The organism is Nocardia terrae, assembly GCF_009760405.1.
GTDB lineage: Bacteria > Actinomycetota > Actinomycetes > Mycobacteriales > Mycobacteriaceae > Nocardia > Nocardia terrae.
Genome location: NZ_WRPP01000008.1, coordinates 21995 through 41455, shown reverse-complemented (window position 1 = coordinate 41455; position 19461 = coordinate 21995). Strand labels below are relative to the sequence as shown.

Here is a 19461-nt window from a genome sequence, read left to right as displayed (position 1 = left end):
TGCCGGAGTCCGATCGCCGAACTCGGTTCGCGCGCTCGGGCTTTCGTAGCGCACTCATCGGTTGCCTCGGGTGCGGTGGGCCGCGGGTATGAGGCGGTGTTTGAGTTCGCGGACCTGGCGGCGGGCCACCGGCAGTTCGACGGCGGGGGAGGAGCCGGTGGCGCGGAGGCACACCACCGTGCTGGTGCCGACCATTCGCAGGCCGGTGACTTCGCGGAGGGCGACCAGGTAGGAGCGGTGGACGCGGACGAATCCGGCTTCGCGCCAGCGGTTTTCCAGTTCGGAGAGGGGGATTCGGACGAGGTGGGAGCCGGTGTCGGTGTGCAGGCGGGCGTAATCGCCGTCGGCCTCCACCCAATTCACGCTCTCGCGGGCGACCAGGGTGGTGACGCCGCCGAGTTCGACCGGGATCACGGCGTGCGGGTCGGACGGTTCGCGCTGGGGGCTCGGGCGGGCAGGGCCCGAAGGGATCCGTCGGACCGATTCGGCCAGCCGGGCTTCGCGGATCGGTTTCAGCAGGTAGTCCACGGCTCCCAGGTCGAAGGCGGCTACCGCCCGGTCGTCGTGGGCGGTCACGAAGACCAGGGCGGGCGGGGTCGCGAATTCCGAGAGGATTCCGGCCAATTCCATGCCGTCGAGGCCGGGCATGTTGATGTCGAGGAAGACCGCGTCGACGGGGTGGGCGCGCAGGACTCGCAGGGCGGAGGTGGCGTCGGCGGCCTGGTGGATCTCGCCGACCTCGGGGCGGGTGCGCAGCAGATACACCAGCTCGTCCAGAGCGGGCTTCTCGTCGTCGACGGCCAGGACGCGCAGCGTGCCCGGCCCCTTGATGGTGGTCTGAGTCACAACGGCCTCATCGTACGGGCGATTTGTCCGGTGGTGGGCGAGCGGGTCAGGGGTGGATGCCCGCGCGGAATTTGGGGATGCGCATGATGACCTTGGTGCCCGCCCGGGGCGCGGTTTCGACGATGAGGCCGTAGTCGTCGCCGAAGGCGGCGCGCAGGCGGTCGTCCACATTGGCCAGTCCGATATGGGCGGATTCGCCGGAAGGCGCGTCGGCGGAGCCCTTTTCGACGGCGTCCAGCGCACCGGAGCGAAGCAGGTCGGGATCCATGCCGACGCCGTCGTCCTCGATGGTGATGACGCAGTCGGTGCCCTCGTCGGCGGCGACGAGGGTCAGGGTGCCGCCGGAGGGTTGCGGAGCCAGGCCGTGGCGGACCGCGTTCTCCACCAGGGGCTGCAAGGCCAGGAACGGCAGCACCACGCCCAGCACCTCCGGTGCTATCTGGAGCCGGACCTGCAGCGCGTCGCCGAAGCGGGCGCGCTCGAGTACGAGGTACCGGTCGATATTCTTCAATTCGTCGGCCAGCACGGTGAATTCGCCCGCGGTGCGGAAGGAATAGCGGGTGAAGTCGGCGAAATCGAGGATGAGCTCACGCGCCCGCGCCGGATCGGTGCGCACGAACGACGCGATGGTGTTCAGGGCGTTGTAGATGAAATGCGGGCTGATCTGCGCCCGCAGCGCCCGCACCTCGGCGCGGTCGAGCCGGGCGCGGGAGGCGTCGAGTTCGGCCAATTCGATGTGGCCGCAGGCGTATCGGGCCACCTCGGCGACCGCGCCCAGCATGCCCGGATCGGGCTGCCCGGTGATGACCGCTCCCACCGCGCCAGCCATGCCGCCGTATTCGGTGGACAGCGGCTGGGCGATGACGGTGTGCGTCCCCGCGCCGGGACCGGCGACCAGCAGCGGGCGTCCGGTCGAAATGGCCCGGCGGGCCGCGTCGGTGAAGATCCCCGCCAATTCCGGATGCGGCCCCTCCCACGCCAGCAGGGTGCCGTCGGCATCGGCGATGCCCAGCGCCTCTGCCCCGGTCAGCGTGCGCAGATAGGGTGCGGCCTCGGCGGCGGAGTCGGCGGTCAGACCGCGGCGCAGCGGGCGGGCCGCTTCGGAGGCGGTGTGCAGGACCATGTGCACCGCACGCTCGGCGGGTGTGGTCACCGTGCGCCGGGTGCGCGGCCAGACCAGCAGCGCGCCCGCGATCAGCGCGCCCGAGACCAGGATCGCGGCGGCGGTGGCGGTCATGGCCCGATTATCACTGAGCCGTTGCCGCAGTGGCATTCACCACCTCCGGCGCGGCATTCACCACCTCCGGCACCGGTGAACTGGCGACACGCGAGGACGCCACGCCGATCTTGCGACCCGCCCCCGCGTGCCTTCGGAACCTGTCGGCGGGTGCACTTAAGATGGCCGGGTGTCAGCCTCGTCGGGATCATTCGTCCATCTCCACAACCACACCGAGTACTCGATGCTCGACGGCGCGGCGAAGATCACGCCCTTGTTCAAAGAGGCGACACGACTGGGCATGACCGCGGTCGGCATGTCCGACCACGGCAATATGTACGGCGCGTCGGAGTTCTACAACTCCGCCAAGAAGCAGGGCATCAAGCCGATCATCGGCATCGAGGCCTACATCGCGCCGGAGTCCCGGTTCAACACCAAGCGCGTGCTGTGGGGCGACCCGTCGCAGAAGAGCGATGACGTCTCCGGTTCGGGTTCCTACACCCACATGACCATGGTCGCCGAGAACGCGACCGGTCTGCGCAACCTGTTCAAGCTCTCGAGCCTCGCCTCCATCGAAGGCCAGCTCGGCAAATGGGCGCGCATGGACGCCGACATCATCGCCGAGCACGCCGAGGGCATCATCGCCACCACCGGCTGCCCCTCGGGCGAGGTGCAGACCCGCCTGCGCCTGGGCCACGAGCGCGAGGCCCTCGAGGCCGCGGCCAAGTGGCAGGAGATCTTCGGCCCCGAGAACTTCTTCCTGGAGCTGATGGACCACGGCCTGTCCATCGAGACCCGGGTGCGCCAGGGCCTGCTGGACGTCGGCAAGAAGCTGGGCATCCCGCCGCTGGCCACCAACGACTGCCACTACGTGCACGAGTCCGATTCGGCCAACCACGAAGCGCTGCTGTGCATTCAGACCGGCAAGACGCTCTCGGACCCGACCCGCTTCAAGTTCGACGGCTCCGGCTACTACCTCAAGTCCGCCGAGGAGATGCGCGCCATCTGGGACGCGGAAGTCCCCGGCGCGTGCGACAACACCGTCCTCATCGGTGAGCGCGTCCAGTCCTACGAGGATGTCTGGGCGCACCGCGACCGGATGCCGATCTTCCCGGTGCCCGAGGGCGAGACCCAGGCCAGCTGGCTGCGCAAGGAGGTCATGCGCGGCCTGGACCGGCGCTTCCCGGGCGGCGTTCCGGCCGAATACATCACGCGCGCCGACTACGAGATCGGCGTCATCAACGAGATGGGCTTCCCGGCCTACTTCCTCATCGTCGCCGACCTCATCACCTACGCCCGCTCGGTCGGCATCAATGTCGGCCCGGGCCGTGGTTCGGCGGCGGGCTCGCTGGTCGCCTACGCGATGGGCATCACGAATATCGACCCGATTCCGCACGGTCTGCTGTTCGAGCGCTTCCTCAACCCCGAGCGCGTCTCCATGCCCGATATCGATATCGACTTCGACGATCGCCGCCGCGGTGAGATGGTCCGCTACGCCACCGAGAAGTGGGGCAACGACCGGGTCGCCCAGGTGATCACCTTCGGCACCATTAAAACCAAAGCGGCGCTGAAGGACTCGGCGCGCGTGCAGTTCGGCCAGCCGGGCTTCGCCATCGCGGATCAGATCTCCAAGGCGCTGCCGCCGCCGATCATGGCCAAGGACATTCCGCTCTCGGGCATCATGGACCCGGAGCACGAGCGGTACAAGGAAGCCGCCGAGGTCCGCGAGCTCATCAATACCAACCCGGATGTCAACAAGATCTACGAGACCGCGCGCGGTCTGGAAGGTCTGATCCGCAACGCGGGTGTGCACGCCTGTGCCGTCATTATGTCCAGCGAGCCGCTGACGGATGCGATCCCGGTCTGGAAGCGCGCGCAGGACGGCGCCATCATCACCGGCTGGGACTACCCGTCGTGTGAGGCCATCGGCCTGTTGAAGATGGACTTCCTGGGCCTGCGCAACCTGACGGTCATCGGTGACTGCCTGCAGAACATGAAGGCCAACCGCGGCATCGACCTGGACCTCGACACCCTGCCGCTGGAAGACGCCCCCACCTACGAATTGCTCGCCCGCGGTGACACTCTCGGCGTGTTCCAGCTCGACGGTGGCGCCATGCGAGACCTGCTGCGCCGCATGCAGCCCACCGGCTTCGAGGACATCGTCGCCGTGCTCGCGCTGTACCGCCCGGGTCCCATGGGCATGAACGCGCACAACGACTACGCCGACCGCAAGAACGGGCGGCAAGAGGTCAAACCGATTCACCCCGAATTGGAAGAGCCTCTGAAGGACATCCTGCGTGATACCTACGGCCTGATCGTGTATCAGGAGCAGATCATGCAGATCGCCCAGAAGGTCGCCGGCTACTCGCTCGGCCGAGCAGACATTCTGCGCCGCGCCATGGGTAAGAAGAAGGCCGAGGTCCTCGAGGCCGAATTCGAGGGCTTCGAAAAGGGCATGCTGGAGAACGGATTCTCCAAGCCCGCCATCAAGGCGCTGTGGGACACGATTCTTCCGTTCGCCGGCTACGCGTTCAACAAATCGCACGCGGCCGGATACGGCCTGGTCTCCTTCTGGACCGCCTACCTCAAGGCGAACTACCCCGCCGAGTACATGGCCGGTCTGCTCACCTCCGTCGGTGACGACAAGGACAAGGCCGCCGTCTACCTGGCCGACTGCCGCCGCCTGGGCATCCAGGTGCTGCCGCCCGACGTCAACGAGTCCGAGATCGAATTCGCCTCCGTGGGCAACGACATTCGCTTCGGCATGGGCGCGGTGCGCAATGTCGGCGCGAACGTGGTGTCCTCGATCATCGCGGCGCGCAAGGAGAAGTCGAAGTTCACCGACTTCTCCGACTATTTGAACAAGATCGACGCCGTGGCCTGCACCAAGAAGGTCACCGAATCGCTCATCAAGGCAGGTGCTTTCGACTCGCTCGGCCATCCGCGCAAGGGCCTGCTGCTGGTGCACTCCGACGCCATCGACGCGGTCATGTCCACCAAGAAGGCCGAGGCCATCGGTCAGTTCGACCTCTTCGGCGGCCTCGACGACGGCGACGAGTCGATCGCCAGCGTCTTCAATGTGAAGGTCCCCGACGAGGAATGGGAGACCAAGCACAAGCTGGCGCTCGAGCGGGAGATGCTGGGCCTCTACGTGTCCGGGCACCCGCTCAACGGTGTCGAGCACGTGCTGGCCGCGCAGTCCGACACGCAGATCCCGGCCATTCTCGAAGGCGACGTGAAGGACGGCGCGCAGGTCACCATCGGCGGCATCTTCGCCAATGTCACCCGCCGCGTGAACAAGAACGGCCTGCCCTGGGCCTCGGCCCAGCTCGAAGACCTCAGCGGTGGCATCGAGGTGCTGTTCTTCCCGCAGTCCTACTCGGTCTACGGCATGGACGTCACCGAGGACGCCATCGTCCTGGTCAAGGCCCGCGTCAGCGCCCGCGACGACCGCGTCTCCCTCATCGCCAACGACCTCGTGGTGCCCGACCTTTCGTCCATCGGCGTGGATCGGCCGCTGCAGGTGGTCATTCCAACTCGCCTGTGCACGCCCGACAAGATCGGCGAACTCAAGCGGGTGCTGTCCCGTCATCCCGGCACCGCCGACGTGCACATCAGACATGTCGGCTCCCGGGATCGCACCACCACGCTCAAGGTCGCCGACAATCTCCGGGTCTCGCACTCCTCGGCCCTCATGGGCGATTTGAAGGCGCTCCTCGGCCCGGGCTGCCTGGGCGGCTGAGCGTTCGACGCTGACACCGGTCCGCCCATTGCGGACCGGTAGCTATCCGGTTCGCCGATGTCGGCCGCACCGTTCGGAATCCCCGGAATCCGTTCGGGTTGTCGGTAGGGTCCTGGATATGGTGGCTGTACGATCGATTCGCCGTTTCACCGCGCTGATCGCCACCAGTTCGCTGGCTATCGGTGGATGCGGCCAGAGCCTGCCGCACCACGTGACCACCACATCGCTGGCACAGCCCCCCGCGGCCGCCGCTCCCGCCGCTCCCGCCGTGGTCTCGGCGAGTGCGGACGGCCTGCTACTGCGCGGACGGCCTTGGTGGCCTTCGGGATTCAACGGTCCCCAGCTGGCGACCGACTACTCGATCAATTTCGGCTGCGGCGCGGAGGTCGACTTGGACGCCTTCTTCAGCAAGGTGCCCGAGAACTCCCTGACCCGCTTCGCCATGTTCCAGGCCCTCGCGGTGAACAAGAACTCGGGCCGGCTCGACTTCACCGCGGCAGACGCGGTTTTCGCGGCGGCCGAGAAGCACGGCCGGATGGTGCTGCCGGTGCTGGCCGCGCAGAACGGGGACTGCGGCGACGAGATCTTCAAGCAGCGGCAATGGTACGTGGACGGCTGGACCCGGTTCGTCCCGATCCATGGCCGGTCGGTCATGAGTTTCCAAGACTGGCTGCGCACCGCCGTCGGCCGGTGGCGCAGCTCCCCGGTGCTGGCGGGCTGGGAACTGGTAGGTGAGCCCGAGACGAGCAATTGCCGTGGCGGCCAATGCGATCTGCGGTCGCGGACCTGCCCTAAGGACGCCGCGCAGGTGCTGCGCGGCTTCATGGACACCGCCGGGAAGATCGTGCGCGATCTCGATCCCGAGCGGCTGATCTTCGCCGGTTATGTCGGCGGCAGCCAGTGCGGCACGGCGGGCAATGATTTCCGCACCGTCAGCGAGTCACCGAATATCGACGTCGTCGAATACCACGACTACAGCGAGTCCGACAGTCCGCTCATCGGCGGCCCCTCGGGTCTGGGCAACCGTCTGGTGCAGGCCCGGGCCTTGGGAAAGCCGTTGCTGGTGGGCGAGATCGGCGAGAACGCCGGTTCGTGCGAGAGCCTCGACGAGCGGCGCGACCGGATGGCCGCGCGCATCGCGGGCCAGCGGATTGGGGGCACCGCGGGCGCGGTGATCTGGGCGTACGTCCCCGATCCGCGGCTGGATGAATGCACCTACGACGTTGGCCCCGATGATCCGCTGTGGAAGCTGGTGGCCGAGCGCAGCACTCTGGGCTGAGCGCCGCGCTCAGCCGCCGATCACCCGGTACAGCCGCCAGTTCGGCTGTCCGGCACCGTCATTGGGTATCTCGAGCTCCAGGGTGGCGATCTGCGCACCGTTCTCGTACATGGTCGGATAGCGGCGGTTCACCGCGTCGGAGGTGCCGCGCCCGGAATTCGGCACGGAGAGGATGTATCTCACGCCGTGCTCGAGGGGGCGATTGAGGGTGCGGACGAAATCGCGGTCGGAGGGTATGACGAAGCGCTCGGGATACGCCGAGGCGATCTGTATCGCGAATCCGTACACGGTGTCCATGACGATGGTGCCGGCGGGCAGCTCCTTCGCGTCCAGATATTCGGCCAGCCGCCGTTCGGTGGAGAAGGTCGCCGCGATGCGCGCCTCGTCGTTGTACTTGGGCGAGACATTGTTCGGATCGGGAAACAGCACCGCGCCGAGCGCGTACTCCTGCACGGCCATCAGCTGACTGTTCATACCCAGCGCGGTCGCGGGCAGCGAGGCGAGCAGCAGCAGCGCCGCCAGTGCCGTGCCGAAGACCGGAACCGCCCCGGCTGATGCGGCCGCACGCTCCACCGGTGAGTCGGCGGCCGGGGCGTACGCACCGAGGCGGCGGGTCGGTGCGCTCCCGCGAGCGGGCGGCAGCACCAGGACGAGGATCGCCGCGAGCGGAATCGCGGCCACGTAGAAACGCAGGAACGCGAAAGTCGAACCCATGGCGTAACTGAGCGTCTGGAAGCCCAGCACGGACCCGCACAGCAGCATGGGAACCAGTGGCTGCAGATCGCGCCGCCGCAGGGCCAGCGCCCCGGCGACCGGCAGCAGCAGCGGCAGCGCGGGCGCGAGAATCAGCGTCGCCCCGATCGAGTACTGCGCCGCGGCGATCGGATGGCTCGGCGCCTCGGCACCGGACTGCGACAGGATCGCGGAATTGCCGTACTGCGAGGTGAACTGCTGGAACGCTTCCCCGGTAATGAGCCAGCTGGTGTCGGCCCACACCAGGAAGGCCAGGATCACGGGCGCGGCGACGAGCACCAGATCCATTGCCGCTCCGCTGAATCGATGCTCACCGCCGCGCCGCCGCAGGTAGCTCACCGCGAAGACGAACCCCCCGGCCGTGGCCGCCGGCGCCAACGCGTCGTAGCGGGTCAGATAGCCCAGCCCCATCGCAATGCCACACGCCACCAGATCGTGCACCCCGTCGGTGCGCACCCAGCGCATGAGCCTGCGCACCCCCCAGCACAGGCAGAACAGGAACAGCGCCTCGCTCATCCCGTTGCCGCCGTAGAACACCACCATCGGATTCAGCGCGAAAACCGCCGTCACCAGGCCACACAGCCACAGCGGCGCACCACGATCGATACCGATGCCCCAGATCATGACCACCGCGCCCGCCATGAACAGCGCGGTCATCAGCACTCCCGACAGCCCCCAGCGGGTGACCCCGGGGAACCACGGCTGCACCGCCACGAAAGGCAGCTGGGCCAGCGAGGTGAGCGGAGTGAACACGAAGCCGATGGCCGACAGATGCGGATCACGGCTGAACAGCGCCGATTCCGTCGCCGACACCCGGCTCAGCGCATCGCCCATCAGATAGCCGCGGCCCGCTGTCAGGAACGTGCCCGTGATCAGATACAGCAGCGCGCACGCGGCGTAGAGATAGCGTGCGACGCGCGCGCCGGACCGTGACTCGCCCACGGTCGTGGCCGCGGGGCCGGTATCGGACCGGTCCACCCGTGCACTGGTCGCGATGCTCATTCCGCCGCCTCCGTCGAGGTGCCCAGACCGTGGAATGTCTTCTCCCAGTAGGACGGATTGCGAAGCAGCTGCCAGCAGCCCTTGGTGGCGGCGATCGCCATCAGCAGCCAGTACATCGGTGACACCAGGCAGGCCACCAGCAGGTCGGGCCGACCGTTCTCCCGGCAGGCGACCAGATTCATGTACACCGTCGCCGCATTGCCCAGCACCAGCGCGATGAGCGCCGGGAAGTACACCGCGGCCGGGAACATGTCCTCGATCACCCGGGGCTGCCCGAACACCCACGCCATCGTGATGAACCAGAACGCCAGATTGAGACAGGCGATGATCGGCGTGCCGGCCAGGATCAGGGTGAACCGCAGAAAGCTCACCGGCCCGATCTTGCGCCACAGTTCGACCGGCCGCCGCACGTGCACCAGCCAGCTCTGCAGATAGCCCTTGTACCAGCGGGAGCGCTGCCGGATCCAGTTGATCGGGTCCGGGTTGGCTTCCTCGAGGGTGACCGAATCGATGACGGCCGTGGAGTATCCGCGCGCCGCGATGCGCACCCCGAGATCGGCGTCCTCGGTGACGTTGTACGGATCCCACGCGCCGATGGCCACCAGCACGTTGCGCCGGAAATGATTCGAGGTGCCGCCCAAGGGGATCGGCGCGCTCGAGCGCATGAGCCCCGGCAACAGGAAGCTGAACCACAGGCCGTAATCCATGGTGAACCAGGCGGTCAGCAGATTCTGCCGGGCGTTGTGGAAGGAGAGCTTCGCCTGGATGCACACCACCGACCGCGGCAAGGTCCGGAAGGCCGCGACCACCCGGCGCAATTGGAGCGGATCGGGGATGTCCTCGGCGTCGTAGATGGTGACGATATCGCCGGTGGCCGCGTGCAATCCGTAGTTGCACGCCTTGGGCTTGGTGCGCGGATCGGCGGCCGGGACCAGCACGATGGTGATGTGTTCGCTGCCGTCGGAACCGATTCCGGCGGCACGCGCCGCCTCGATGGTGGGCGCGTCATCCTCTTCGAGCAGCAGCAGCGCCTGCATCTTCGCGCGTGGATAGTCCAGGCCGTTGAGGGCGGTGATCAGATCGCCGACCACCTCGGGTTCGCCGTAGGCCGGGACCAGAATCGTGTAGGGCGGCAGGTCGGAATCCGGTACGGCACGGGCGGTGTCGTCATCGACGGTGAGAATGGCGTCGCGGGACATCCCGCGCGCGAAGATCATCACGCGATCCACCAGCACCGCGCTGTAGCCCAGGGTGCAGACCGCCACCGCCACGATCAACGTCTGCAACGGGAAGAACACCGCGCACATCACCGCGGTCGCCACCATCGCCAGCGCCGTATTGCGTTGCCACGGTAGAAAAGCCACGGACGCCGAGGCCATCGGATCGTGCTCCCGCAAACCGTGCACCGCCTCGTGCAAGGCGTGCGCCCGCTCGGCCTCGGTCGCCAATCCGGGGAGTTCGCCCGTCATTCGTCCCCTCCCATCGCGACCATCGAGCGCGCCAGACTGGTCAGCATGTCCTGGTCCTTGTATTCGGATTCGGTATCGTCTTTCTCCGATTCCGGGTCCAGGGTCACGGCATTGCCACGCAGGATCTGGTGCAGCAGATTGTCGGCATTGCGCAGGACAGAAGGCTCGGGCTGGGGGAATTCGGCGTCCGGCAGGTGATTGTCGGCGGAGATGAGGCTGACGAGTTCGGCGCCGCCGTGGCCGCGCCAGCGCCAGCTCAGCCAAGTCCAGCTCAGCAGCCGCCGGTCGTCGACGACGGTATTGAGGCGGCCGGTGATGCCGTGGCCCAGGTCGATTCGGACAGGTGCGCTGATCCGCGGCTGAATGAGCCGGTACAGCACGAACTGGGGATGCCGTTCGAGTTCGTTGGGGTTGGGCGAGCGTTCGACGTCGACCACGATCCGGCGGCGACGGGATTCCTTGTCCCAGTCCGGGTTACCGCGCTGCGCCACCAGGCTGCTGCGGGTCCACGAGGTGCCGGGGCCGAAAAATCGCGGTGCCCACGGATATTCGCGTCGGCTGAACTCCTCCCAGCCCGGCGGTACGCCCGGCGCCTCGCTGATCACCAGCCCGGCGAGGTCCGGATAGTCCACGACGTAGTCGTGTGGCAACGGAATCGGGGCGATCAGCGCGGTCGCCACCACCGCCGTCGTGATCGCGGCGCGGGAACGCGCCGCGGTGAGCGGGCGTACCGGGCGGTCCAGCGGCTTCACGGTGGACCAGTTCCGGTGGTACAGGTACATGATCGCGGTCGTGGCGCACACCGCCGGAATGGTCGGCACGGCCTGGTACGCGAACAGCGACATGTCCGGAAACCACCGCCACAGGACCGCCAGCGCGACCGCGCCCAGTACGAGGGTGAGGACCGCGGCCATGAGCGCCCGTCGCCACGTGCGCCCGGATCCGATGGCCGCGGCCATGGCACCGAGCACCAGTGCCGCCACGCCCTCGGCGACCTTGCTGCCGCCGAACACGGTCACCATTTGGCGATACGGCGTGGGAGCCGCCGTGAGCAGCACCAGCAGCCAGGCGGGCCAGAACCGGAACACCGGCCGCAGCCCGAACACCAGGACGCTCACGCTCATCAGGAACAGCGGCGCCGCGACCAGATCCAGGTGCAGCACCTCGTACTGATAGGGATAGCGCAGCACCAGCAGGCTGAGCAGCGCGCCCGTCAATCCCAGCCCGAGCAGCCCCACGATGATGTCGGTCTGCCGGTCGTAGATGGGCAGCTCGCCCCGGTACCGCAGCGCGACACCGACGGCCGCGAAGGTCGCGACCACCGCCAGCACGAAGACGTAGCCGATATCGGAGTCGTGGCGCATGTCGCCGAGCAGCTCGAGCCACGTGTAGCCGAACGCCACCAGCGTGCACAGCAACACGAACACCAACCCCACCATCGTGCGCCACTGCGGACCGCGCCACACGCGTCCGGCCCGCTGCTGCGCCTCCAGACTCGCGGTGATGCTCATATCAGCGAGAACGCCGGCGCGGCAACAGGATCACGACCGCGGCAAGCAGTCCCACGATCAGCGCCACTCCGCCGCCCAATGCGAGCCTACGGCCGAGCGGGATGGGGGAGTCGCTCTTGCCGGCGGCGACCTGTGCGGCGATACCGGCCGCGGGGTCGAAGAACTCCGGTTCCCGGTCACCCGCCTGGAGCAGCACCGGACCCGAGAGCCGGAAGGATCGATCCGGGTCGGCGAGCAGCCAATTCAGCAGGCGATCAAGGTGGTCCGGGGCCTGGGTGGAGGTACCGACCACGACCGTGCGCTTGCCGGTCCAGGTGGCCTGCAGAGAGCCGAACTGCAGCGGCGGCCGCAGATCGATCCTGGTCTCCAGGTCGGCGTCGTCGCCGTACACGATCAAGGTGTCGCCGCTGCGCTCGAGTGGCAGCGTGATGGACTGCGGCACCTCGCCGTTCGGGGCCACCAGCACGGCGGGCTGTTGGCTGTGGACCGCCGTATCGAAGGACACCAGCTCCGGCCGCAGCGGCACCGCGGTCAGTCGCTGCACGGCCACGAGAATCTGTGCGGCCCTGACGGTGTCGGCGAATCCCGGTGTCTGCAGACCCACCTGCACATCCGGCAGCAGGGCCTGCGGCACCGCGCTCAGTCCGCCCGGCACCGGTGGTTTCGCGAGCTCGCCGCGCACCTCGCCGTCCGGATCGATGGTCAAGGTGATCGGTTGTTCCAGCCCGCAACCGTGCGTCAGGCCCGCCGGCTGCAGGGTCACCGCGACCGTGGTGAACCGGGTCAGCAGCTCGGCGGGGATGGTGACCCATTCGTCGAAGCGGCCCGAGAGCTGCACGGGCCAGGCCGCGATCTGCCGGTCGCCGACCGTCACCGCCACCTGCCCGTTCAACGTCTCCGGTAGGGGAGTGTGGTTGCCGCGCAGGTGAATTCGCACATTCTTCGACGGGCGGCCCAGCCGGGTCATATCGATGGCGAACTCGATTCGCACCGAGCCGATGGCCGTCGCGCTCAGCCGGGACTGCCCGAGCGCGGCGAGAGTGGTGGACTCCGGGGCGAGCTGCGGTGCGACCGGCACGCCGAGCGCGGTGGCCGATCCGGCCATGGCCGCCCGCGCCAGATCGCTGGTGATCAAACGAATCTGGGTGGGCAGCGAATCCTTGTCGCCGGAGATCATCAGCACCGGGTCCGGACCGGGGGTGACGCGCAGCTCCGGATCGCCCTCGCGGATCACGACCTGCCGTTCCAGGAACGCGGGCGGATGGTCGGGCGGTGTCGCGCCCGAATCCAGTCGTCGGATGTCCACCGCGACCGGCTGATTGGCGTAGCGGGCGGTGGCGGCCGTGCTCAGCGCGAGGACCGCCGCGCTCTCGATGCCGGACGGGTTCGAGGGCAGGTACATGGTCAGCCGCTCGAGCACCGGCGGCAGGAACTCCGCCACCGTGGTCGGCTGTCGCTCCTCCCCGAAGTAGACGACCGCCGCATCGGAGAGGGTGAACGGCTGGCCGGTCCAGTCGTCGGGGCAGATGCCCGCCTCGGGCAGCAGCGAGGAGGCGAGCGTCACGCTGACGGCGTTGCCCTCCACGCGCGCGCCCGCCAGGGAGATCCGAATGGGCGCACGCGGATCCGTCGGCACGCCGATCCGCTCCAGCAGACGCTGATCGGACCGGGTCTCCAAGGTGCCGTGCGCGAGGGCGGGCGGCAATTGCACGGTCCCGGTCAGCGCGACGGGCACGAGGCCGGGCAGCAGCGGGAGAGTCAGCGACACCTCGTGCTCGCGTCCGGGGAACTGCAGTGTCCTGCCCAGCCCCAGGCTTTGCAGCGGGATCGGGTGATCCGCCGGCGCGGCGGCGGCGGTCGGAAGGCCCAGCGGTGCGGGCGCGATCGCGACGATCATCGGCGGTGCCGTCAGCGTGAGGGCGAGCGTTGTCGCGAGCAGTCCGGACCACCTGCGGGGCGCGAGCGAGGACGAAGTCATGCTGGGGCTCCCAGGGGACAAAGGGTTTGGGGGACAGCGTGGGTGCGGCGCGGGCCGAGACCTGTTCGGTTCAGAGCCAGGTGGGATCGCCGAAAACCGCTCCGCTGTCGTCGGTTTCGGCGGACTTCGCGTAGACGTAGGTGTACTGCCGGATGGAGACCGGGCCCGCGCACTGGTTCACGGCGATGTGGAAGTCGCGGACGATGACCTGGACCTGTTTGCCCGGGATGAGGTCCTTGGTCGCGACCTCGAGGTCCTTGACCTCGCCGGGGGACAGGTTGATGGTCATCGGCACCTGGATGTTGGGTCCGATGATCTGCAGTGCGGGGTTGCTGCCGGGTCCCGGTGGGATGGGGACGTTTCCACTGGGGACGTAGACCTGCGGGATCGCGCCCAGGCTGCCGGTGGGCAGGGTGACCGAGCAGCCGACGTGGTAGCCGGTCTTGAGCTGGCCGCCGGCGATGCCGTCGACCCGGGCGTAGGACATATTGCTGACCAGGGCCTCACGGGTGGTGCCCACCTGGTTCAACGGCGCGATGCGATTGATGAACTCGTCGCGGTCGCCGACGGTGAAGCTGCCGAAGGTGGATTGGTAGGTGCGCTCGTGCGGAGCGAGGGTGACGATATCGGCCTGGGCGGGCGGCGTGGAATACAGCGCGGCCCCGAGGGACAACAGCAGAACGCCGAGGGTGGACAGCCGCATGCGGATCAAGTTAATAGAGAAAACGCATGAATCGCCCGAAAGACACGGACCGGTAGGTCGTATTTAACGGAAGAGAGACCTACCTCAGCGGCGGGTCATCCCCAGCAGCCAGCGCAGGGCCGCGACCGTGCTCGCGCCCAGCACCGCGAGCTGGATCGAGCCCGTGATCAGGGCGAGCATCAGGCAGACCACCACACCGGCGAACAAGGCTTCCAGCTTGTAGACCGGCCACGCCGTTCCGGCGATGTCCACGGTGGCGACCGAGGGCGACCGCTCGGTGTCCGTAGGGTTAACCACTGCCATACGGTCAGGGTAGCCGGGTGGACAAAGTTCGGGCAACCGAAACTTGGTGTCGGGAACAACACACGGCGGCTGGCGGTTGAGCACGTCATGCCACTAATCGGAGAGTACGAACCGAGTCCTTCCGACTGGGCCCGCGAACAGGCCGAGCAGTACGAGAATTCCGGGGGCGCGGTGGGCGGCGACCACGAAGGCGTGCCGATCATCCTGCTCACCAGCCGCGGCAACAAGAGCGGCAAGCTCCGCAAGACCCCGCTCATGCGCGTCGAGCACGACGGTGAGTACGCGATCGTGGCGTCTCGCGGCGGCGCGCCCCAGCATCCGGTCTGGTACCACAACATCGTCGCCGACCCGCACGTCGAACTCCGCGACCGCGATGTGGTCAAGGATTACGACGCCCGCGAGGTCACCGGCGACGAGAAGGCGCTGTGGTGGAAGCGTGCCGTCGAGGTCTGGCCCGACTACGCCGAGTACCAGAAGAAGACCGACCGTCAGATCCCGGTCTTCGTCCTGACTCCCCGCTCCTGACCGTCGCCCGCCGCTCTGTGTTGATTGCAAACGACACCGGGAAGCCCGGCGGTCGAGAAAACCGTGTTCGATCAAAGAAGTGCCCCGGTCACATTGTGGCCGGGGCATTTTCAGCGATCGAGGGTGCCTCAGGGCAGGATCTGCGGGACCACGTCGGGGGCGATCGCGCCGGTGACCGCGCCGACGACGCCGCCGATGAGCGCGCCGTTGAGCGCCGCGCTGCCGACCGCGGCCGAGCCGATGCCCGGGATGATGATGGCCGGCAGGCTGAGGATCGCGCCCGACGCCGCACCGATGCCCGCACCTGCGGCGGCGCCGTTGGCCAGCGGATCGTGGTTCTGGGCCTCGGGGTTGGTGGCGACCGGCTGCAGCTCCAGCGGCTGGGCGGACGCGGTGGCGGTGCCCGCGGCGATGCCCGCGGTGATGGCGGCGGCGGTCAGCGTAATGGCAACGGGCTTACGGAAATTCATCAGGCTTGTGGCTTTCTGGTTCGTTCTCGGGTCGAGCGCTGCCATCGACGTTAGCTATGAGTTTGCGCAAGCCACAAAGCGGAGGCGACACCTCCTGCCGGACGTTTGGTCAGATGTCCAGCTCGGGGCGGTGGTGTCGGCTCTATCACCGAGCGCGCTTGCGGTTATTCGGACGATCCGCGCCGAAATCGGCGCTGCCCGCAGCCCGGCGCATGCCCCCGGCTAGCATGTTCGGGTGTCTGATCCGCTTGCTGTAGCAGAGAAAGTGTCCAATCCGCTGCCCGAACTGAGCGCGGACGAGATCGATGCGGCTGCCAAGCGAATTTCGGACATTATCGAGCCGACGCCGCTGCAACGGATTCCGCGGCTGTCGGCGCTGACCGGGGCCGAGGTCTACCTCAAGCGTGAGGACCTCACCGCCGTGCGCTCCTACAAGCTGCGCGGCGCCTACAACCTCATGGTCCAGCTCACCGAGGCCGAGAAGGCCGCCGGCGTGGTCACCGCCAGCGCCGGAAACCACGCGCAGGGCGTGGCTTTCGCGTGCAAGGCGATGGGCGTGCGCGGCCGCATCTACGTCCCGACCACCACCCCGAAGCAGAAGCGCGACCGAATCCGCGTCCACGGCGGCGAATTCGTGGAACTCATCGCCACCGGCGACACCTACGACGCGGCCGCCGCGGCCGCCGCCGACGACGTGGCCCGCACCGGGGCCACCATGGTCCCGCCCTTCGACGACCCGCGCACCGCGGCCGGACAGGGCACCATCGCCGCCGAATTCCTCGAACAGCTCGGCCGCCAGCCCGATCTGGTGGTGGTCCCGGTCGGCGGTGGCGGGTGCCTCGCGGGCATCGCCACCTACCTGCGCGAGCGCTCGCCGCGGACCGCGATCCTCGCGGCCGAGCCCACCGGTGCGGCCTCCATGACCGCCGCGCTGGTGGCCGGTGGCCCGGTGACGCTGCCCGAGATCGACCCCTTCGTGGACGGCGCGGCCGTGCGCCGGGTCGGCGGGGTCGGCTACCAGGCGGTGGTGCGCTTCGGCGGCGCGGTCCGCTCGCACGCCTCGCTGCCGCTGCTGACCAGCACCGAAACCCGCACGGGCGCGGGCTCTTTCCGCATGATGCACGTGGACGAGGGCGCGATCTGCACCGCCATGCTCGACCTCTACCAGAACGAGGGCATCGTCGCCGAGCCCGCGGGCGCGCTGGCGACCGCGGCCCTGGGCGAGATCGAGGTGGAGCCGGGTTCGACGGTGGTGGTGCTGCTCTCGGGCGGCAACAACGACGTCTCCCGCTACGGCGAGGTGATCGAGCGCTCGCTGGTGCACCAGGGGCTGAAACACTATTTCCTGGTGGACTTTCCGCAGGAGCCCGGCGCGCTGCGCCGCTTCCTGGACGAGGTGCTCGGGCCCGACGACGACATCACCGTCTTCGAGTACGTCAAGCGCAACAACCGGGAGACCGGCGCCGCGCTGGTCGGCATCGAACTGGGCACCCCCGCGGGTCTCGAGCCGCTGCTCGAACGCATGGACAAGGCCCCGATCCAGTGCGAGCGCCTGGATCCGAACTCGCCCGCCTACCGATACCTGACCTGAGCCTCGCCGCTCAGGCGTGGAGCAGATAACCCGCCGCCGAACTGTGGATGATCTGCGGTTCACCGAGTTTGCGGTCCAGGCGGGTGATCACCTCGTCGACTCCGAGGGGCGAGCCGGGGTCGCTGCAGAACGCGGCGATCTCGGCCGGGGTGACCAGGGTTCCGGCGCGGGCGGCCAGCAATTCCAGCGCGCAGAATTCGCGCGTGGTCACGGTGAGCAGGATGCCGCTGCGGCGGACCCGGCGGCGTAGCCGGTCGACCACGAGGTCCCCGATGGTGAGGACCGGCGTCGGCTGGGGCTTGCGGATCGTGCACAGCGCCCGCACCCGGGCGGCGAGCTCGCTGAGCGCGAAGGGCTTGGCGAGGTAGTCGTCGGCGCCGCCCGCGTAGCTCTCGGTGCGGTCGGCGGCGCTCTCGCGGGCGGTGATCAGCAACGCGGGTGTCAGATCACCCGATTCCCGTTGCCGCCGAACCAGATCCAGCCCGTCGCCGTCGGGTAGCCCGCGGTCCACGATGAGACAGTCGTAGAGCCGCTCTCCGCACTGCTCGCGCGCCTGCGTAAGATTCCGGGTCAGATCGACGAGGAATCCGGCTCGCCGCAGTCCGTCCGCGACCCGTTCGCCCAGCTGCTCGTCGTCCTCACACACCAGGACCCATACGCGGCGGGCGCTCATTCCATCGTCGGACATGGGCATACGGTGCCACAGTGATCATGAACGAATCGTGAGCGATCGCGGAGCGACCGCCGGGTGTTAACAGGGTGCGCGCGGGTACTCGAGCGGTTACGTTTCCGGGTTAACGGGTGCGTGACGGGGTGACGATAAATCGGGTAGTTCACTACGCGTGAAACCGAACGGTCAGGACGGGAGGCTGACGTTCATGAAAAGGCTGGTGGTGTGCTGTGACGGCACCTGGAAAGCCGAGTCGAGCACGACGGTGTCGAACATCGTCAAGATCGCGGAGACGGTGCGGCTGACCGGAGCGGGCAGGGAGGGGAAGTCCGTCGGTCAGCGCATCTACTACGTGTCGGGGCCCGGCTCGCGGGGATTCATGTCGGACCGGCTGCTGGGCGGGGCCTTCGGCCTCGGGCTGGAGGCCAATCTGTCGGCGGCCTACTGGCAGCTGGCGCTGAACTGGGAGCCGGGCGACGAGATCTACATCTTCGGATTCAGCCGGGGCGCGTACACCGCGCGCAGCCTGGCTGGCATGATCAACCGGCTCGGAATCCTGAAGTACGACGCCATGATTCACGGCGAGTACCCCAAGGCGCTCGACATCTACCGGACCCGCAAGAAGCATCCGGACGATCCGGATCCGCCGGAGTGGGAGGAGTTCCGTGCCGAGCACTGCTATCCGCAGCGGCCGACCATCAACTTTCTCGGCGTCTTCGACACCGTCGGCGCGATGGGCGTGCCGGGTCTGACCGCCCGCAAGCACCGCTTCCACGATGTGCGGCTCTCGAAGATCGTGCTGTGCGCTCGGCAGGCGCTGGCCATCGACGAGCGCCGGCGGGCGTTCGCGCCCTGCCTGTGGGAGATCCCGGCCGAGCAGAAGGGGCTCTACGACCGGCCCGATCGGGTGAAGCAGGTCTGGTTCGAGGGCGTGCACAGCGATATCGGCGGCGGCTACCAGGACTGCGGGCTGTCCGACATTACGCTGCGCTGGATGATCGCCGAGGCCGAGGCCGAGGGGCTGGCCTTCGATCACGACCGCCTCGACACCTTGCTGCGGGATTGCCCGTTCGATGCCACGCACCTGCACGATTCGCTGAGCCTCGGTTTCCGGGTGCTGAACTATGCGCGCCTGGCCGGGAGCTGGCGCAGCCCGCGCTTCTACTGGGATTCGTGGCGCAAACTGCTGCAGCCCGAGGACGAGGAGAGCTTCCTCGCCTCGACCGTCCCGGATCGAAAGGGCTACCGCCCGGCCAATATCCACCGATGGTGCGAGCACAGCCGCGTGCCGGTGCCCCCGGATCTGATCGAGCCCATCGAACTGGTCCCCATCCCGCGCCCGGCCCCCCAGGTGCTCTCGAGCTAGCTGACAGCCATGCTGTGATCTTCCGAACCTCACGATT

15 protein-coding genes are annotated in these 19461 nt (G+C 68.1%); 5 read left to right on the top strand and 10 right to left on the bottom strand.

What is annotated here, in order from left to right:
- Nucleotides 1-54: 54 nt before the first annotated feature.
- A complete protein-coding gene (locus GPX89_RS33280) occupies nt 55-846 on the bottom strand; it encodes a LytR/AlgR family response regulator transcription factor (protein WP_328602588.1) in 792 nt (263 codons plus the stop codon).
- Nucleotides 847-892: 46 nt separating this feature from the next.
- Nucleotides 893-2083: a histidine kinase gene (locus GPX89_RS33275; protein ID WP_157391712.1), complete on the bottom strand. Its 1191-nt coding sequence runs from the start codon at nt 2081-2083 to the stop codon at nt 893-895.
- A gap of 169 nt (nt 2084-2252) precedes the next feature.
- On the opposite strand from GPX89_RS33275, the gene dnaE reads away from it, so the two are divergent.
- Entirely contained in the window at nt 2253-5804 is a 3552-nt protein-coding gene (gene dnaE, locus GPX89_RS33270) for a DNA polymerase III subunit alpha (RefSeq protein WP_328602587.1), read from the top strand.
- A 118-nt stretch (nt 5805-5922) separates the two neighbouring features.
- Nucleotides 5923-7083: a cellulase family glycosylhydrolase gene (locus tag GPX89_RS33265; protein ID WP_157391711.1), complete on the top strand. Its 1161-nt coding sequence runs from the start codon at nt 5923-5925 to the stop codon at nt 7081-7083.
- 9 nt (nt 7084-7092) lie between these two features.
- Here the strand turns inward: GPX89_RS33265 and GPX89_RS33260 are convergent, their stop codons facing one another.
- From GPX89_RS33260 to GPX89_RS33235, 6 genes are all read right to left on the bottom strand, one after another.
- Nucleotides 7093-8838: an ArnT family glycosyltransferase gene (locus tag GPX89_RS33260; protein WP_235948724.1), complete on the bottom strand. Its 1746-nt coding sequence runs from the start codon at nt 8836-8838 to the stop codon at nt 7093-7095.
- The gene (locus tag GPX89_RS33255; protein WP_157391710.1) at nt 8835-10307 is read right to left on the bottom strand and encodes a glycosyltransferase; all 1473 of its coding nucleotides are present in this window, start codon (nt 10305-10307) and stop codon (nt 8835-8837) included. The genes GPX89_RS33260 and GPX89_RS33255 overlap by 4 nt, the downstream gene beginning before the upstream one ends.
- A complete protein-coding gene (locus GPX89_RS33250) occupies nt 10304-11818 on the bottom strand; it encodes a hypothetical protein (protein WP_157391709.1) in 1515 nt (504 codons plus the stop codon). The genes GPX89_RS33255 and GPX89_RS33250 overlap by 4 nt, the downstream gene beginning before the upstream one ends.
- Nucleotide 11819: 1 nt before the next feature.
- Nucleotides 11820-13796, bottom strand: coding sequence for a hypothetical protein (locus GPX89_RS33245; RefSeq protein WP_157391708.1), 1977 nt, complete (start codon nt 13794-13796; stop codon nt 11820-11822).
- A 70-nt stretch (nt 13797-13866) separates the two neighbouring features.
- On the bottom strand, nt 13867-14499 hold the full coding sequence (locus tag GPX89_RS33240) for an MspA family porin (RefSeq protein WP_157391707.1): 633 nt from the start codon (nt 14497-14499) through the stop codon (nt 13867-13869).
- A gap of 84 nt (nt 14500-14583) precedes the next feature.
- A complete protein-coding gene (locus tag GPX89_RS33235) occupies nt 14584-14802 on the bottom strand; it encodes a hypothetical protein (RefSeq protein WP_157391706.1) in 219 nt (72 codons plus the stop codon).
- An 87-nt stretch (nt 14803-14889) separates the two neighbouring features.
- Between GPX89_RS33235 and GPX89_RS33230 the strand changes: the two genes are divergently transcribed.
- Nucleotides 14890-15327, top strand: coding sequence for a nitroreductase family deazaflavin-dependent oxidoreductase (locus GPX89_RS33230; RefSeq protein WP_157391705.1), 438 nt, complete (start codon nt 14890-14892; stop codon nt 15325-15327).
- Nucleotides 15328-15455: 128 nt separating this feature from the next.
- On the opposite strand, the gene GPX89_RS33225 is transcribed toward GPX89_RS33230, so the two are convergent.
- Complete coding sequence (locus GPX89_RS33225) at nt 15456-15797, bottom strand: hypothetical protein (RefSeq protein ID WP_157391704.1); 342 nt, start codon at nt 15795-15797, stop codon at nt 15456-15458.
- Between the two features lie 235 nt (nt 15798-16032).
- Between GPX89_RS33225 and ilvA the strand changes: the two genes are divergently transcribed.
- Nucleotides 16033-17388, top strand: a complete 1356-nt coding sequence (ilvA, locus tag GPX89_RS33220; protein ID WP_328602586.1) for a threonine ammonia-lyase IlvA — start codon at nt 16033-16035, stop codon at nt 17386-17388.
- Between the two features lie 10 nt (nt 17389-17398).
- Here the strand turns inward: ilvA and GPX89_RS33215 are convergent, their stop codons facing one another.
- Entirely contained in the window at nt 17399-18076 is a 678-nt protein-coding gene (locus tag GPX89_RS33215; RefSeq protein ID WP_235948722.1) for a response regulator transcription factor, read from the bottom strand.
- A gap of 190 nt (nt 18077-18266) precedes the next feature.
- Between GPX89_RS33215 and GPX89_RS33210 the strand changes: the two genes are divergently transcribed.
- Nucleotides 18267-19424 carry a DUF2235 domain-containing protein gene (locus GPX89_RS33210; RefSeq protein ID WP_157391703.1) on the top strand — a complete coding sequence of 386 codons (1158 nt, stop codon included), beginning with the start codon at nt 18267-18269 and terminating at the stop codon, nt 19422-19424.
- Nucleotides 19425-19461 lie beyond the last annotated feature (37 nt).

Excerpts from the sequence above, each read along its gene's own strand:
- GPX89_RS33275 (WP_157391712.1), bottom strand. The coding sequence starts at position 2,083 with ATGACCGCCACCGCCGCCGCGATCCTGGTCTCGGGCGCGCTGATCGCG.
- GPX89_RS33265 (WP_157391711.1), top strand. The coding sequence starts at position 5,923 with ATGGTGGCTGTACGATCGATTCGCCGTTTCACCGCGCTGATCGCCACC.
- GPX89_RS33260 (WP_235948724.1), bottom strand. The coding sequence starts at position 8,838 with ATGAGCATCGCGACCAGTGCACGGGTGGACCGGTCCGATACCGGCCCC.
- GPX89_RS33255 (WP_157391710.1), bottom strand. The coding sequence starts at position 10,307 with ATGACGGGCGAACTCCCCGGATTGGCGACCGAGGCCGAGCGGGCGCAC.
- GPX89_RS33250 (WP_157391709.1), bottom strand. The coding sequence starts at position 11,818 with ATGAGCATCACCGCGAGTCTGGAGGCGCAGCAGCGGGCCGGACGCGTG.
- GPX89_RS33245 (WP_157391708.1), bottom strand. The coding sequence starts at position 13,796 with ATGACTTCGTCCTCGCTCGCGCCCCGCAGGTGGTCCGGACTGCTCGCG.
- GPX89_RS33240 (WP_157391707.1), bottom strand. The coding sequence starts at position 14,499 with ATGCGGCTGTCCACCCTCGGCGTTCTGCTGTTGTCCCTCGGGGCCGCG.
- GPX89_RS33235 (WP_157391706.1), bottom strand. The coding sequence starts at position 14,802 with ATGGCAGTGGTTAACCCTACGGACACCGAGCGGTCGCCCTCGGTCGCC.
- GPX89_RS33230 (WP_157391705.1), top strand. The coding sequence starts at position 14,890 with ATGCCACTAATCGGAGAGTACGAACCGAGTCCTTCCGACTGGGCCCGC.
- GPX89_RS33225 (WP_157391704.1), bottom strand. The coding sequence starts at position 15,797 with ATGAATTTCCGTAAGCCCGTTGCCATTACGCTGACCGCCGCCGCCATC.
- GPX89_RS33215 (WP_235948722.1), bottom strand. The coding sequence starts at position 18,076 with ATGTCCGACGATGGAATGAGCGCCCGCCGCGTATGGGTCCTGGTGTGT.
- GPX89_RS33210 (WP_157391703.1), top strand. The coding sequence starts at position 18,267 with ATGAAAAGGCTGGTGGTGTGCTGTGACGGCACCTGGAAAGCCGAGTCG.